Origin of the sequence: Nostoc sp., from assembly GCF_036917775.1 — a bacterium.
In the GTDB taxonomy this organism is placed as follows: domain Bacteria; phylum Cyanobacteriota; class Cyanobacteriia; order Cyanobacteriales; family Nostocaceae; genus Nostoc.
Window position 1 is genome coordinate 76,123 of record NZ_JBALEQ010000055.1, and the last position, 16,701, is coordinate 92,823.

The window sequence follows — 16,701 nt, forward strand, 5'->3', positions numbered from 1 at the left end:
GACCAACTTTCAAAACATAACCAAGACTGAATCATGACTATCGCTAGTTCCAACGGTTCCAATTACTCTCAATCGCCTCTGATTCCCGACTTGGCAGAAGCCATAACTCCTAGACCTGATCGCAATACGAATAATGGGCGACAAGCTGATGTGTTCCCGCCAAAAGAGGAACATATAGAGGAAATGAAGGATGCAGTGCGGAAAATAATATTGGGCGTTGGCGAAGATCCTGAACGCGAAGGACTCCTCAAAACACCAAAGCGAGTGGCCGAGGCAATGCAGTTTCTTACCAGTGGCTACAACCAATCCCTTGAAGAACTTGTTAACGATGCCATCTTTGATGAAGGGCATAACGAGATGGTACTAGTCCGAGATATTAATTTTTTTAGTCTGTGCGAACACCACATGCTGCCATTTATGGGTAGAGCGCACGTTGCTTATATCCCCAACCAAAAAGTTGTAGGACTGAGCAAACTGGCCCGCATTGTTGAGATGTATTCCCGTCGCTTGCAAGTCCAGGAGAGGTTAACCCGCCAAATTGCCGAAGCAATTCAGACCATTCTAGAACCTCGAGGCGTAGCCGTTGTGATGGAAGCTAGCCACATGTGTATGGTGATGCGAGGCGTACAAAAACCAGGTTCTTGGACTGTCACTAGCGCAATGGTTGGCGTGTTCCAAGAAGAGCATAAAACCCGCGAAGAATTTTTTAACTTGATTCGCCATCAACCAGCATTCTTTTAGGGAATGGGGAATGGGGAAGAGGACAAGGGGACAAGGAGAATTAGGGACAAGGGGAAAGACTTGTTTCAAGTTCTCACCTCTTGTCCCCCTTGTCTCCCCTACTTCCCCTGCTTCCCCTGCTCCCTATTCCCTAATTTCTCAAACAACTTGGTTACTTTATCTAAATCCTTATCTCCAGGTGCGCGTTCCACACCACTAGATAAATCAACGCCATTGGGATTAACCTGACTTAAAGCTTCCACAATATTATCTGCTGTTAATCCCCCAGCTAAAAACCAAGGGCAATTGGGGTTAAATTGCTCTAATATTTTCCAATCTAAGGTTTTACCTGTACCACCAAGTTGTTCGGGATGATAGGCATCCAGTAGTAAAGTATCTACGTATTTTGTGTAATCAGCGGTCGTGCCCAGATGCTCAAGACTACGAATTCTAAGTGCTTTAATAATTTCGACATTTGGTAAAGCTTGACGTAATTGGTAGCAAAAATCTGGTAATTCATCCCCGTGTAACTGAACCCCCGTCAACTCAGAATCAACAACTATCTGGCTGATTTCAGGGATACTAGCATTAGCAAAAACTCCAATTGTGTCAATATCTGCTGGGAGTTCTGCCACGGCTGCCTGAATTTGGGATGTAGTCACGTAGCGAGGTGAGTTTGGTACACAAATAAATCCTAGTGCTGTTGCGCCCAGAGAAGCGATCGCTATAGACTGCTGTGGTTGAGTGATGCCGCAAATTTTAACGCGCATGAAAATATAACAAAATATTTAGAATAATCATTTGAAAAGTCTAAACTATCTCAAAAACTTTTGGGCCTTGTAATTTTATAATCTTGAGGTCTACGATTAACTTTCTGTTTAGGAGACAAAAGCTTGATTTCCTCTATTTTACTAGCAGCAGCTGCAACTGTTCCCGCCACACCTGCGTGGAATCCTACAGTAGGCATCATCATCAGCATCAGTAGCTTAGTAATGGTTTTACTAAGTACTAGGATCGAAAAACCCTTAGTTGGCCCCAAGTTCCCCATCCTGCCGATTAGTATTCCAACATTTGTTGGTGCGATGGCTTTTGGTCATATTGTTGGCATTGGTATCGTTTTAGGACTGACTAACATCGGTCGTCTATAACTTTGTATTTATCGCGGCGTTACCTATAACGCCGCGATAAACACAAAATTAGTTAATTTGGTTTTTTCCATTTCCCACGCTCAAGAAGGGCAGTAAAATAGTAAAAGAGGAAATAAACAATTTCCACTTCCCAATTCCCAATTTCAGAGTTTTGCTCACAGGCATTAATTGTCTATTCTAGAAATAAGAGCATTTCGGAACTCGGCACTACCGAATTGATGCTCAGAAATACACGTATAAGTATATACGCAAATATTGCAGTATAGGAACTACTGGCGATATCTAGTTTTAGGACAATGTAATGCAAACAAATTGGAAAATTGGGTCTTTATTTGGAATTCCCCTGTTTTTAGACCCATTATGGTTTGTGATTTTAGGGTTAGCAACCCTTAACTTTGGGGTAGCTTACCAGGAATGGGGGACTGCTATAGCTTGGAGTGCTGGAATAATTATGGCACTACTGCTATTTGGTTCGGTGTTGCTACATGAGTTGGGTCACAGCTTGGTAGCCCGATCGCAAGGTATTAAAGTTAATTCAATTACTCTGTTTCTGTTTGGCGGGATTGCTGCGATTGAAGAAGAATCTAAAACTCCTTTCAAAGCCTTTCAAGTAGCGATCGCTGGACCATTGGTGAGTATCATACTATTTTTCCTGCTCAGTCTAGGAGTTATTGTAATCCCTGATACTAGTCCACTCAGTGTCATGGTTGGAGATTTGGCGAGAATTAACTTGGTGGTGGCACTATTTAACATGATTCCTGGTTTACCTCTAGATGGAGGGCAAGTGTTAAAAGCAGCACTATGGCAAATAACAGGTAATCGTTTTCAAGCCGTACACTGGGCTGCTAGGGCTGGGCAAATTTTGGGTTATGGTGCGATCGCTTTAGGATTTGTTGTAGATTTCTTGACAAGGGAGTTAGCACTTGGTTTGTGGATTGCGCTGTTAGGTTGGTTTGCTGTCCGCAACGCTAACACTTATGACAACATGACTACGTTGCAGGAAAGCCTACTTAAAGTGGTGGCGGCTGATGCGATGACTCGTGACTTTCGGGTTATCGATGCTGACCAGACACTGCGCTCCTTTGCCGATTTATATTTGTTGGAAACCGCTCCTTCACAGGTTTATTTTGCTGCTTCTGATGGACGTTACCGGGGTTTGGTTTCCATTGACGATTTTCGTTTAACCCAAAGGAGTGAATGGGAAACCCAAACCTTACACAGCATAGTGCATCCCCTAACAGAAATACCCACTGTTACTGAAGCGACAACCATAGCTGAGGTAATTAACAAGCTGGAAAATGAGCAGTTACCTCGAATTACCGTACTTTCTCCTGCTGGTGCTGTAGCTGGTGTAATTGACCGGGGAGATATTGTGCGAACATTGGCCCAAAAGTTAAATTTACGGCTCACAGACGCAGAAATCAAGCGGATAAAAGAAGAAGGTAGCTATCCGCCTGGGTTACAACTGGGACTAATAGCGAAGTCAATTGCAAATTAAACGTCATATCCTCGTCATAGTTTTGCAATAGATTTGTCAAAAGCTTGTGTGATATTGAATTTGGTATTTGGTTACAAAATGCTTTTTTTGGGTAAGAGGTAGGATTTCCTACCTTTTTTATTTTTTCAACTAACTTGAATTAGAAAAACCTCTCCCATCGCTTCAGATTATGGGAAAACTAAATTAAAACTTAAAGTGAGTAAAATGTAAGTACATGATATACTACGTCTCTCACTTACCCTGGTTTTATGGCACTGCCAATTGTTGCAATTATCGGACGCCCAAATGTGGGCAAATCCACCCTGGTTAATCGACTCGCCGGGGAACAAACGGCGATTGTCCATGATGAACCGGGAGTGACACGCGATCGCACTTACATGCCAGCTTTCTGGAATGGTCGCGAATTTTTAGTCGTAGACACTGGTGGATTAGTCTTTAATGATGATACCGAATTTCTACCACTGATTCGCCAGCAAGCAATGACAGCCCTGGCAGAAGCCTGTGCCGCAATTTTTGTCGTAGATGGCCAAACAGGCCCCACATCGGCAGACCAAGAAATCGCCGAATGGATGCGTCAACAACGCGTACCTGTGCTACTAACTGTAAATAAATGTGAATCTCCAGACCAAGGCTTAATGCAAGCTGCCGAGTTTTGGGAATTGGGTTTGGGTGAACCCTACCCCATCTCCGCGATTCATGGTAGTGGCACAGGAGAGTTACTCGACGAGTTAGTTAATCACATACCTGCTGTTGAAGATATCCCAGAAACTAATGAAATCAAAGTAGCAATTGTGGGCCGCCCAAATGTGGGCAAATCGAGCTTACTCAATTCTTTTGTCGGTGAAGAAAGGGCAATTGTCAGCCCAATTTCCGGCACAACCCGCGATGCTATTGATACCGTCATTGAACGAGACGGACAAACCTACCGCTTAATTGACACCGCCGGCATTCGCAAAAAGAAACACATCGAATACGGTACAGAATTCTTTAGTATTAACCGTGCTTTCAAAGCGATTCGTCGCGCTGACGTGGTTTTATTAGTACTAGATGCTGTAGATGGAGTCACAGAGCAAGACCAAAAATTAGCTGGGCGGATTATCGAAGAAGGTCGAGCTTGCATCATCGTCGTTAATAAGTGGGATGCTGTCGAAAAAGACTCTTACACAATCTACGACTACGAAAAAACTCTGCAATCACGGTTACATTTTACCGAATGGGCAGAAACAATTTTTGTGAGTGCTTTGTCAGGGCAACGGGTAGAAAAAATTCTAGAGTTGGTGAAAACGGCGGCTGAATCACACAAACGGCGTGTCAGCACATCAGTTATTAACGAAGTCTTGACAGATGCCGTTAGCTGGCATTCACCGCCAGCATCCCGTGGTGGTCGTCAGGGCAAGATTTATTATGGTACACAAGTAAGTAGCCAGCCGCCAACGATCGCACTATTTGTTAATGATTCCAAACGCTTCAATGACAACTACCGCCGATACATTGAACGTCAATTCCGGCAACAGCTAGGATTTAAAGGCACGCCAATTATTTTACTGTGGCGCAGTAAAAAAGTCCGTGATGCCGAAATTGGTAACGTTAATAGAGCAACTCGCGTCAAATTAAGTTAGGAGACGCGATGAATCGTACAAGAGAGACGCGATTCATCGCGTCTGTACAAGAGTTATGAGTTAAAGTCAGAATTGCTTGCTAACTATAGAACCCTATGGATTAGAGTTTGATAGCGACACAAGGTGAAAGTTATGAGTTACATTCAAAACTCCTAACTCCTTACTCCTAACTCCTTACTTTTAACTCTTAACTCTAAAATGGATTTATTGCGATCGCTGCCACTTGGACTTTATTTAGAACAACCCCAAACTTGGCTGCATAAAATCGATCCGCGAGTCAAGTTCGCCTGGTTGATGAGCTTTTTAACAAGCTATGTTTTGGCTAACAACTTTTGGCGGGTGCTGCTGGTAGTACTGTTGATTATTGCCACCTTGATTGCTAGGATTCCCCGGCGAGTATGGCAGCAACAAATGGGGTGGCTATTAATGCTATCGTTTTTTGTCTTAGCGATCGGAGCCATCAGTCCTGATGGAATGGGTGTAGATTATCAGCCACGCCTGCCAGCTAATGAACAAATATTAACCCAGCAAGCATTATCCAAGAAGATTGTTCCAGAGCAAGCAAGTAATAACAAAAAATACAACTATGTGCTATTGCAGAAAGGCCCAGTCAAAGTAACTCGCCGCTCTTTGGATTTGGCAGTACGGCTGAGTACAATTATATTTACCGTAATTTACAGCACCAACCTCTATCTGCTAACAACCGCACCAGAAGAAATCACATCTGGCATAGAAAGCTTAATGCAACCCCTACGACGCTTCAAATTGCCTGTCACAGAAATTGCTTTAACTTTAACCTTGTCCTTGCGCTTTATTCCTCTAGTTTTAGAAGAAGTGCAAAACTTATTTCGCTCTGTGATGACAAGGGCAATTAATTGGAAAAAGCTGGGATTGAAAGGAGGCTTCAAAGTTTGGATGACAGTCGCAGAGAGATTGTTAGAAAATCTGCTCTTACGAGCCGATCAAATGGCGAATGCAATGATGGTGCGGGGTTTTACCAGTCCCAACGAGCATCGAGTGCAGTGGCACGACTTACGATTCAAAGGGCGTGACTGGCTGGCTATTGCAACTTTAATTGTATTCTGGGGAATACGGCTAGCTATAGGAACTCAGGTCTAATTTTGTACTGAGAAAATGCTAAAAGGTAGTATTTTCTTTTCGCGCTTTCCCATCTCCCCTTCACAGGCGCTTGATTAGGTTGTCTAGACTACAATGTGGTATGGGAAACTGAACAGTTATCCACCAGAAAATTGATCCCATACCATTTTACGTAGTTTTTTAGTTTGAATCAGATTGTTTTCCTGTTTTAGATTGCGTACTACAAGTTTTTGGCTAGCTACCCAGTGTGCAAGTGGCTGCGGGAAGTCTTGCAGACAGCGAAGCGATCCTGAATAAACAATGGTATGAATCTCTGCACAAAGCCTAGGCACAATTGACAATGCTGAATAGGGAATAGTTTTTTTCTAGTCCCCATTCCCCATTCCCCATTCCCCAATTCCCAATCCCCACTTAAGTTAGCTATTTTGTGCCATTTAGCAATAGTTGTGGCAGTATGGAAAGAAGTTGAAAAGTTCGCTGTTGCCGTTGGGAGCTTCAAAGAGTGTTTTCCCTTGCTACGTCGAACTTTTAACCAGAGGAGCAGGACTATCTTGTACCTTGTTCCGACAGATTGGTAAATTGAAGTCACCAAAGCAGATGGTGATGTTTCTCAACCAGCCTCTACTCTCTGAATCGACGCTTTGCGGCTTCTGTTGTACCATTTCGCTTCACTACCACTAGCTTCATCTGCCAATTAGAAACTAGATCAAGGTCTTCGTAACCGCAGTTTTGCATTTTAAGCAAATATTCTGACGAATGTTGGTATTATCGTCTGAATGTTTGTAATTCACTGCGAAAAGATATATATACTCCCACCTTGACTACACCTTGACTCTTAAATGAATCCAGAAAACGCAGAAACTTACATAAACCATCCAACTTGGGGTTTACTCTACAAAATCTGTATGGTTGATGAGACCCAGGATTTGTTCACCACACTTTATGCCCAGCGCCTGTTTTTTTTGGTCGCAAATGACGTTAAAGGTGTCAAATTCCAGCCAATAGGACGAACTGAGGCCAGAATGATGTTGGAAAATCGCTTACGTACTCTGCGGCGCAGTGGACATTCTCAGGAGTACGATCAACTTCAAAGTGTTTTCCAACGCACCTTCCAATGAACAGTTCGATTTCCGAACGTATTGCTTCCATTCGTTCCTGTCTACCAACTTCAGTCAAATTGATTGCTGTTAGCAAACAAGTTTCTGCCCAGGCCATTCGATCTGCATACTCCGCAGGGATTCGTGATTTTGCAGAGAGTCGCATCCAAGAAGCCGCCAGCAAACAAGCCGAGTTGCAAGACTTACCGGATATTACCTGGCACTTTATTGGACATTTGCAAAGCAATAAAGCCAAAAAAGCCATCGAACAATTTTCTTGGATTCACTCCGTGGACAATTTGAAGCTGGCACAGCGCTTAGATCAACTAGCCCAACAGCTAGGAGTGAGTCCCCAGGTTTGCCTGCAAGTCAAAATTCTCCCCGATCCCAACAAGTCTGGTTGGAGTGTGCCAGAACTTTTGGCTGATTTACCCATACTCGATCAATACAAAAATTTACAAATTCAAGGTTTGATGACAATTCCACCTTCAGGATTAAATGATCCGGAAATTTTGAATGTGTTTAATCTCAATCGTGAGCTAGCAAAGAAAATCCAGGAGCAAAACTGGTCGCACATTAAAATGCAGCAACTATCTATGGGTATGTCAGGCGACTACGAACTAGCAGTGCAAGCAGGCGCAACGATGGTACGATTAGGAACAATATTGTTTGGCGATCGCTCTTAAGCATATTACACATCCCTGTTCCGGTTGAGTATCAAGTACAAGCAGGAGCAATGAGGGTGTGATTAGGAAAATATTGTTTGGCGATCGCTCTTAAGCCCTCGAACATCAGCTTTCCAGGTCAGTATTAATAGAGATCAGGATTTGATGACAAGAATTTTGTAAGAGACTGGTGCAATTAGAAACAAAGGATATAGTATTGACAAGAGCAATCGCCAAGGGAAAATGGGGTATAAAGAACTTTCCTTCGGATAAACCTTAGGATATAATCTTGACTCATTATTATGTTTAGGCGATGCACAGACCTTTCCAATAAGTGTCGGTTCATCGCCAAAACCCGTAGTATGGGCTACAAATAGCAATATACTTGCTGAAGTATCCACTTATGTAGCGTAGTTTACTACCGTAGGCATCGCTCTGATCTCAATAAATCCTAAGCCAAGTCAATATAGGCTATTCGCACCAGGAGAGTAAACAGACAATGAACAACATTTTTTCCAAACTCAGAGACTTTGTAGGTCTAAATGAGCAAGTGGAATACGAATATTACGAAGAAGAACCAGAAACAGATAATAATTACCAAAATCTGTATCAGCAAGAAAATCCCCAACCCCCAGCCCCACAAGAGAGCGCAACCGCTCAGAATCGACGCTGGCGGGAACCAGTGCCTACAATGGGAGATGATATCGCAGCAGGTTCAAAGCCAATGGGGAATGTGATTGGTATGCCAGGAGCAATTAACGGAATTTCGGAAGTTTTAGTCCTCGAACCACGCACCTTTGAAGAAATGCCCCAGGCAATTCAAGCGTTGCGAGAACGGAAGTCAGTGGTATTAAATCTGACAATCATGGACCCAGACCAAGCTCAACGAGCAGTAGATTTTGTTGCAGGTGGTACTTACGCACTAGATGGACATCAAGAGCGCATCGGTGAGAGCATCTTCTTGTTTACGCCAAGCTGTGTCCAAGTTAGTACCCAAGGTGGCGTTCTTCATGAAGTACCACAACCACCAGCCCGTCCCTCTCGTCCTACAGGTACTCCAAATCAGGCTTGGGGTAACGAAACTAACCGGATGGCACAATAAAGTTAAATTAGTAGTTAGTCCTTTGTCATTTGTCCTAGGTTTTAATCATAGTGACAAATGACAAACGACTAGTGACTAATGACTAATGATCAATGACTATAAAATTTGGGTTAATTGGTGGTGGGGTAATGGGAGAAGCGCTCTTATCCCGCCTGATCGCGCGTGGAATTTATCAATCATCAGAAGTGATAGTTAGCGAACCGCTACCTTCACGCCTAGATTTTTTGAAGCAGCAATACGATGTTGCTGTAACGACAGATAATAGTGAGGTTTTCACTCAAGCCAAAGAAGTTGTATTTTTGGCAGTGAAACCGCAGGTGTTCAGCGCGATCGCTCAAGAATTAGCAGATATTGATATTATTAATAGAGAACAATCACCCCTAATAATTTCCATATTGGCGGGTGTGCCCTTAAATCAGCTAGAAGCTGCATTTGTGCAATTGCCAGTTATCAGAGCAATGCCCAACACCCCAGCCACTGTGGGAGCAGGAATCACCGCCATTTGTTTAGGTGCATATACCAATACCAAGCATCACCAAATAGCACAACAAGTTTTTTCTGCTGTGGGCGAAGTTGTGGAAGTCTCAGAAGGGCTAATGGATGCAGTCACAGGGCTATCTGGTAGCGGCCCAGCTTACGTGGCCCTGCTAGTAGAATCACTTGCTGATGGCGGAGTATCCGCAGGTTTACCTAGAGCAATTGCCAATCAATTAGCATTGCAAACCGTACTGGGAACAGCGAAACTGTTATATGAAACCAAAATGCACCCAGCAGAACTTAAAGATCGCGTTACTAGTCCCGGTGGTACAACCATTGCCGGAATTGCCAAGTTAGAACAGGCAGGATTTCGTTCAGCTTTAATTGAAGCAGTGAAAGCTGCCACAGAGCGATCGCAAGAACTGGGAAAATAATTAAGAGTCCTTTGTCATTCGTCTTTTGTCCTTTGTGAAAAACTAATGACTAATGACTAATGACAAATGACTATTAACGAAGTTGACAAAAGACTCGTTAGTATAGTAAACAATCTGGTTGCAAATGTGATTGAGTGAATTATCCTGCGCCGTCTCCAGAACTTGACTTAGGGTCTATATTTCCCTTTGATCTGGATCAGTTTCAAAAAGAAGCGATCGCGTCCCTGAACGCTGGACGCTCCGTAGTCGTGTGTGCGCCCACAGGTTCGGGCAAAACATTGGTTGGGGAATATGCCATTTATCGCGCCCTGTCCCGAGGAAAACGTGTATTTTATACTACTCCCCTAAAGGCGCTGTCGAATCAAAAATTACGTGACTTTCGAGAAAAATTTGGGTTTGATCAAGTCGGACTGTTAACTGGAGATGCCTCCATTCACAGGGATGCACCGATTTTGGTGATGACCACAGAAATTTTCCGAAATATGCTCTATGGCACACCCATCGGGCAAGTAGGCATCTCATTAGTAGACGTGGAAGCGGTGATACTTGATGAGTGCCACTACATGAACGATCGCCAGCGCGGTACAGTTTGGGAAGAATCAATCATCTATTGTCCCCGGGAAGTGCAACTGGCAGCCCTCTCAGCAACGGTTGCCAACAGTGATCAACTCACCGATTGGTTAAATCGCGTTCACGGCCCAACAGACCTGATTTACTCCGATTTTCGCCCAGTTCCTTTAGAATTTCACTTTTGCAATCCCAAAGGGTTATTTCCCTTATTGAATGATAGCAAAACCAAAATTAACCCCCGCCTTCTTCAGAAAAAGAAGGGGAGAGGGGGAGAAAGGGATAGGGGAAGAAGTGGTAGACCGGAAGCTCCTGGCATAATTTATACTTTGAGCCAGTTAGAGCAACGGGATATGCTACCAGCAATTTACTTTATCTTCAGTCGCCGGGGATGTGATAAAGCGGTGGCAGAAGTGGGTGATTTATGGCTGGTAAATAATGAAGAATCCCAGATTTTACGGCAACAGATTGATGACTTTTTAGTCCGCAATCCCGAAGCTGGGCGTTCTGGACAAATTGCACCCTTATACCGAGGAATTGCTGCCCACCACGCCGGAATTTTGCCTGCTTGGAAAGCACTGGTAGAAGAACTATTTCAGCAAGGGCTGATTAAAGTAGTATTCGCCACGGAAACACTGGCTGCGGGAATTAATATGCCCGCCCGGACAACGGTAATTTCTACGCTTTCCAAGCGGACTGACACCGGACACCGCCTGTTAAATGCTTCCGAATTCTTGCAAATGGCGGGACGGGCAGGCCGGCGGGGGATGGATAAACAAGGTCATGTGGTGACAGTGCAAACTCCCTTTGAAGGAGCCAAAGAAGCGGCATATTTGGGAACATCCAAGCCAGATCCCCTTGTAAGCCAGTTTACGCCCAGTTATGGCATGGTACTCAACTTGCTGCAAACCCACACCCTAGAGCAAACTAGGGAACTGATAGAGCGCAGTTTTGGGCAGTACATGGCGACATTGCATTTAAGACCAGAATACGATGAGATTGCCGAACTGGAAAAACAATTAGCTCAACTACATGAGCAAATCGCCGCCGTTGATGAAAATGAACTGGCTATTTATGAGAAATTGCGACAACGTCTGAAAGTAGAACGCCAGATATTGAAAACCCTGCAAGAGCAAGCACAGGAAGATAGACAAGAAGAATTGGGGATGATGTTGGACTTTGCAGTGTCAGGAACTCTGTTGAGTCTCAAAGGCAAAAACATCACAGTGTCTTCACCCGTAACCGCAGTGTTAGTCGGAAAATCGCCTGGTTCTGGTCAAGCTCCCTACTTGGTATGCTTGGGGCATGATAATCGCTGGTATGTCGCAACCACAGGGGATGTAGTCGATTTGTATGCAGAATTGCCGCGAATTGAGGTGTCACCTGATGTACTACCACCGCCAGAGATGCCTTTGAAGCCAGGACAATCACGCCGTGGTAACGAAGAAACCTTTGCGATCGCTGTGCGTATTCCCAATCCGGTAGAATCTTTGCATCTGGCACCAGAAGTAGCAGAACAAATCAGCCGCACTGCTGCCGTCCAAGAGCAATTAGAAGCTCATCCCTTACATCAATCAGGCAATGCTGCCACGCTTTTCAAGCGTCGCGCCAAATATGTCGAACTAGAAGCCGAACTCGAACAATTGCAAGGGCAAGTAGAGCAACAGTCACAACGTCATTGGGAAGAATTTCTCAATTTAATCTTAATTCTGCAACACTTTGGCGCTTTAGATAACTTAGTGCCCACACAATTAGGGCGAATTGCTGCCGCCATTCGGGGTGAGAATGAATTGTGGTTGGGTTTGGTATTCGCTAGTGGTGAATTGGACAACTTAGATCCCCACCATTTAGCCGCCGCCGCCGCCGGTTTGGTGATGGAAACACCCCGTCCAGATAGCAAGGTTAACTTTGAGCTTAGTAATGAAGTGGCAGAAGCCTTAGCAAAATTGCGGGGAATTCGTCGCCAAATGTTCCAACTACAACGGCGGTATAACGTAGCGCTACCTATATGGTTGGAGTTTGAGTTAATTGCCATAGTAGAACAATGGGCGCTAGGAATGGAGTGGACAGAACTCTGCGAAAACACCACCTTGGATGAAGGCGATGTGGTGAGAATTCTCCGCCGGACGTTGGATTTATTATCACAAATACCCCACGTTCCCCATCTACCAGACTCTTTTCAGCGTAATGCTTATCGGGCGATGCAGTTGATTGATAGATTCCCTGTGAATGAGGTGGTTGAATAAACAGGGCACTCTTAGTTACAAAGTTCTGTGCATCTTTTTCTTTCAGGACTTACGCAAAATTAGACATTGTAGGGGCAATTTATAAATTGTCCCTATAAACTGCCCCAAGAATGAATTTAGATTTAATAGTAGTGGTACGTAGTTAAAAATGCTTTTTTGGTTTCGTATATCTTCTATACGTAATTAATCACATGTATTTAACAGAAGTTGTAGTCGTTATCAGCGCTATTCAACCTTAGTACACCAAGTTTCCAGTACCGCGCAACTGACGCAAAGAATTGATGCACAATGGACAATCACAACCGAATGTCTTAATTGCAGCATCACTTTCTTCATCAGTAAAATTCAACATGGCAACATTCTGATCTGATACTGATGTAACAATAGTTGCAGAACGGGTAGATGTATACGGTTTCGTTCTCTCTGAATCTCGAATGCACACAAAATCTTTTCCACCATGTGGGTTAGTGATACAGGTACGACCATCTTCTGTGTGCAGTAATCGCTGTGTAATACTACCACCACTAGCATGGGCAGGATGAAATGCCACTAGCGTAGACATCATGGACACAAAGATTGAGGACGTGGAAAGCAAATTCAGAAGAATTTTTTTATTCATAGATTTCCTTGAGAAAATTGTCTACTAGCTTAGGGTATTCGATTCACTTTCAAACTTCAAGTGGGTTTCCCCTAAGAATAGCTAGCTTGACACTTGTTATCTAAGAAAGTTCCATATCTACCAAGTTTGATCGCAAAGTAGTTGTCATAGCAGAATTAAGCAGTCAAACAGGCTTGAAGTTGATGGATTAAGACCTTTAAAATCTTATACAAAGCGAGAAATTGCTCACTCCGAACAAAAATTATATCTTAGATTATTCTCAAAAATTAGAACTAATATAGTTATCTTTACAGAATTATAAATCTTAATCTGAACCAAAAGATAACATAAGTGTTTAACAATAAATCTGATATAGATTCTCATTCTTAAATGTTCAACTTGTAAAAATCTCTTTTTTTTATTACATTTGGAAAAAGGCTCATATACCAAGTAATTTACTAGCCTCAATACAAAAGATGAAGCAAAAACTACATTCAGAATCTTCAAGTTGTTGCAACGGTGAACACAATCATCATGAGAATCATAACCATGATCATGATGAGAATCATAACCATGACCACAATCACGATCACGGTGGAGAATTCAATCTAAAAAATGAGATATTGCCTTTGGTAGCAATTTTAAGTTTATATGTGCCTGGTGTAATTTTTGAGAATCAATTACACAATACATTCTACTCAATAGGTGAATATCTGCTTTTCATCCCTGCCTATTTATTGAGTGGATGGAGTGTTTTAAAAACGGCTGGACGCAATATACTTAAAGGTAGATTATTTGATGAAACCTTTTTGATGACAGTAGCGACACTAGGGGCGATCGCAATTCATAAATTGCCCGAGGCTGTCGGAGTCATGCTATTTTATAAAATTGGCGAATTGTTTCAGGATCTTGCCGTTAGTCGTTCCCGTAGTTCCATCAAAGCCTTATTGGAAGTTCGCCCAGACTATGCAAATATCCAAATAGAGGGGGAACTAAAAAAAGTCCGCCCAGAAACAGTAAATATTGGAGATATTATCGTCGTCAAACCGGGTGAAAAGATTCCCTTGGATGGTGAGATTATAGATGGAAATTCGCAAGTTGATACATCTGCATTAACTGGAGAATCTGTACCGCGAACAGTGAGGCTGGGTGAAATAGTTTTGGCTGGGATGATCAATAAAATGGGTGTTCTCAGCATTAGAGTCACCAAACTATTTGATGACTCTGCTATTGCCAAGATTTTAGACTTGGTGCAAAATGCCAAAAGCAAAAAAGCAGAGACAGAAAAATTCATTACTAAATTTGCCCGATATTATACGCCAATAGTAGTTTTTATATCTTTAGCAGTTGCAATATTACCGCCTTTATTTATTTCTGGTGCAAGTTCTTCAGAATGGATTTATCGTGCCTTAATTTTGCTAGTTATTTCCTGTCCCTGTGGACTTGTTATCAGTATTCCGTTAGGTTACTTTGGAGGTGTGGGAGGTGCAGCTAGACGGGGCATTTTGGTTAAAGGCTCTACTTTTCTAGATACTCTAAATGCAGTCAATACAGTTGTATTTGATAAAACTGGAACATTAACTAAAGGCGTATTTAAAGTAGTAAAAATAGTAGCATTACATGGCTACAATGAAACAGAATTGCTGCAATTAGCTGCCAAAGTAGAATCGCACTCAAATCATCCCATCGCTCAATCTATCCTTAAGGCTTATGGGGGAAAGATTGATGATTTTGATGTGAGAGATTATGAAGAGATTGCAGGCTATGGAATTAGAGCCAAGGTTGAAAATAGGGTAGTGATAGCGGGAAGCGATCGCCTACTCCACAAAGAGAACATTGCTCATGATAATTGCCAGCTAGAGGGAACAGTTGTTAATTTAGCAGTGGATAATATTTACGTTGGGTATATTGTCATTGCTGATGAACTCAAAGAAGATGCGAGACACGCTATTCAAGCACTCAAGCGAATGGGTGTAGAAAGAACAGTAATGTTGACAGGAGATAATCAAGCGATCGCTTCCCGAATTGCCGAACAGCTAGGCATAGATGCTTACGAAGCAGACTTATTACCAGAAGAAAAAGTTAATGCCATTGAGAAATTACTCAGCACCGCCGGCAAGCATGGTAAAGTTGCCTTTGTTGGGGATGGTATTAATGATGCGCCAGTGATTGCTAGAGCCGATGTTGGGATGGCAATGGGTGGCTTAGGTTCAGATGCAGCCATCGAAACTGCTGATATTGTCATCATGACAGATGCGCCATCAAAAGTAGCAGAAGCAATACAAATTGCCAGAAAAACAAGGCAAATCGTTTGGCAAAATATTGGCTTTGCTTTAGTAATTAAAGCTGTGTTTATTGGATTGGGTATTTTCGGTATAGCGACAATGTGGGAAGCTGTCTTTGCTGATGTTGGAGTAGCATTGCTGGCAATTTTAAATGCAACTAGAGCGATGAAATAAAATTTTTGGAAAATCGGGAATTTGTAGTTGGTAAATTGTAGTAGTTAAACTATGAGTACATTGGACTCATATTTTACTACCCAAAAATAGCACCTATGAATTCATCAATCAAAGGCATTGCTACAGCTACTTTAGCTTTACTACTAAACTATTCAGGAAACCCAGCCTTTGCACTACCCCAGAAAATCAATCATCCAATTACTGTTGCTAAATCGCAATTATTAACAAATACCTTGATTGTTCCTGGCGAACGAGTGGGGCCAATAACGCGCACAACCACCAAGCAAGATTTAGTGAAGCTTTTTGGTGCATCCCATCTCGTTGATAAAACCATTTCCGGTGCTGAAGGAATAGGGAGTTTCGCTGCTACTCAGGTAAACCTAAATCAGGGGCGATCGCTCTTAGTAGTCTGGAGTGATAATACTCGTACTAAACCTCTAGATGTGCGTAACCTGGCTTGGGCTTGGAAAACCCGCGAAGGTATCGGTGTTGGAACCCCATTGAGCGAGTTACGCAAGAAATTAGGTGACTTTAAGCTCTATGGATTGGCGTGGGATTACGGCGGCACAATTTTGTTGGATAGTAGCAAATTATCCCGTTATCAAGGCAAACTGATTTTACGAGTAGACGCTGCTCCCAATGCTTACGAAAAGTTTGCCAATGACTACCAAGCTGTTTCTGGGGATAGTACTTTTTCCTCCAGCGATCGCCATTGGAAATCTCTGGGAATCACACTTACAGAAATTATCGTTGTACTTAACCCAGGTGAGTAGTAGTATGCTAAACATCAGTTTGCTTGCTAGGGTGCAGGAAGAATAGGGAGGCAACGTTACTCATTAGCGTAGCTGCATATTTACCTGTCACAGTCAAAGATACAACGACTATAGGAGATATACTGATTGATAGCGATCGCGCTGCCTATCCAGTAGAAAAATTTACACTTGAGTCTGCATTGTAATCTAAAACTTATGTA

Annotated in this window: 14 protein-coding genes; 12 read left to right on the top strand and 2 right to left on the bottom strand. The window is 42.9% G+C overall.

Annotated features, from left to right (window positions below; genetic code table 11):
- The first annotated feature begins 33 nt into the window (after positions 1–33).
- Complete coding sequence (gene folE / locus V7K69_RS09055) at positions 34–741, top strand: GTP cyclohydrolase I FolE (RefSeq protein WP_335033427.1); 708 nt, start codon at positions 34–36, stop codon at positions 739–741.
- A gap of 98 nt (positions 742–839) precedes the next feature.
- On the opposite strand, the gene V7K69_RS09060 is transcribed toward folE, so the two are convergent.
- A complete protein-coding gene (locus V7K69_RS09060) occupies positions 840–1,490 on the bottom strand; it encodes a phosphoribosylanthranilate isomerase (protein ID WP_335033429.1) in 651 nt (216 codons plus the stop codon).
- 123 nt (positions 1,491–1,613) lie between these two features.
- Between V7K69_RS09060 and psaK the strand changes: the two genes are divergently transcribed.
- The 9 genes from psaK (at position 1,614) to V7K69_RS09105 (ending at position 12,671) form a co-directional block, all read left to right on the top strand.
- A complete protein-coding gene (gene psaK / locus V7K69_RS09065) occupies positions 1,614–1,868 on the top strand; it encodes a photosystem I reaction center subunit PsaK (RefSeq protein WP_179071331.1) in 255 nt (84 codons plus the stop codon).
- 301 nt (positions 1,869–2,169) lie between these two features.
- On the top strand, positions 2,170–3,366 hold the full coding sequence (locus V7K69_RS09070) for a site-2 protease family protein (protein ID WP_335033432.1): 1,197 nt from the start codon (positions 2,170–2,172) through the stop codon (positions 3,364–3,366).
- Positions 3,367–3,614: 248 nt separating this feature from the next.
- On the top strand, positions 3,615–4,985 hold the full coding sequence (der, locus tag V7K69_RS09075; RefSeq protein WP_190961547.1) for a ribosome biogenesis GTPase Der: 1,371 nt from the start codon (positions 3,615–3,617) through the stop codon (positions 4,983–4,985).
- A 198-nt stretch (positions 4,986–5,183) separates the two neighbouring features.
- The gene (locus V7K69_RS09080; protein ID WP_335033435.1) at positions 5,184–6,104 is read left to right on the top strand and encodes an energy-coupling factor transporter transmembrane component T family protein; all 921 of its coding nucleotides are present in this window, start codon (positions 5,184–5,186) and stop codon (positions 6,102–6,104) included.
- An 818-nt stretch (positions 6,105–6,922) separates the two neighbouring features.
- The gene (gene pipX / locus V7K69_RS09085) at positions 6,923–7,201 is read left to right on the top strand and encodes a transcriptional coactivator PipX (RefSeq protein ID WP_012408389.1); all 279 of its coding nucleotides are present in this window, start codon (positions 6,923–6,925) and stop codon (positions 7,199–7,201) included.
- On the top strand, positions 7,198–7,866 hold the full coding sequence (locus tag V7K69_RS09090) for a YggS family pyridoxal phosphate-dependent enzyme (RefSeq protein WP_335033437.1): 669 nt from the start codon (positions 7,198–7,200) through the stop codon (positions 7,864–7,866). Before pipX ends, V7K69_RS09090 begins: the two co-directional genes overlap by 4 nt.
- A 478-nt stretch (positions 7,867–8,344) precedes the next feature.
- Complete coding sequence (locus V7K69_RS09095) at positions 8,345–8,947, top strand: cell division protein SepF (RefSeq protein ID WP_335033439.1); 603 nt, start codon at positions 8,345–8,347, stop codon at positions 8,945–8,947.
- A gap of 92 nt (positions 8,948–9,039) precedes the next feature.
- Complete coding sequence (gene proC / locus V7K69_RS09100; RefSeq protein WP_335033441.1) at positions 9,040–9,858, top strand: pyrroline-5-carboxylate reductase; 819 nt, start codon at positions 9,040–9,042, stop codon at positions 9,856–9,858.
- A gap of 134 nt (positions 9,859–9,992) precedes the next feature.
- Positions 9,993–12,671, top strand: coding sequence for a DEAD/DEAH box helicase (locus V7K69_RS09105; protein WP_335033443.1), 2,679 nt, complete (start codon positions 9,993–9,995; stop codon positions 12,669–12,671).
- Between the two features lie 235 nt (positions 12,672–12,906).
- Here V7K69_RS09105 and V7K69_RS09110 read toward each other — a convergent pair whose 3' ends face one another.
- Positions 12,907–13,290, bottom strand: a complete 384-nt coding sequence (locus tag V7K69_RS09110) for a hypothetical protein (RefSeq protein ID WP_335033445.1) — start codon at positions 13,288–13,290, stop codon at positions 12,907–12,909.
- A gap of 455 nt (positions 13,291–13,745) precedes the next feature.
- On the opposite strand from V7K69_RS09110, the gene V7K69_RS09115 reads away from it, so the two are divergent.
- Together V7K69_RS09115 and V7K69_RS09120 are read left to right on the top strand one after the other, a co-directional pair.
- Positions 13,746–15,728: a heavy metal translocating P-type ATPase gene (locus V7K69_RS09115; RefSeq protein ID WP_335033447.1), complete on the top strand. Its 1,983-nt coding sequence runs from the start codon at positions 13,746–13,748 to the stop codon at positions 15,726–15,728.
- 95 nt (positions 15,729–15,823) lie between these two features.
- Positions 15,824–16,501, top strand: coding sequence for a hypothetical protein (locus tag V7K69_RS09120; RefSeq protein ID WP_335033449.1), 678 nt, complete (start codon positions 15,824–15,826; stop codon positions 16,499–16,501).
- Positions 16,502–16,701 lie beyond the last annotated feature (200 nt).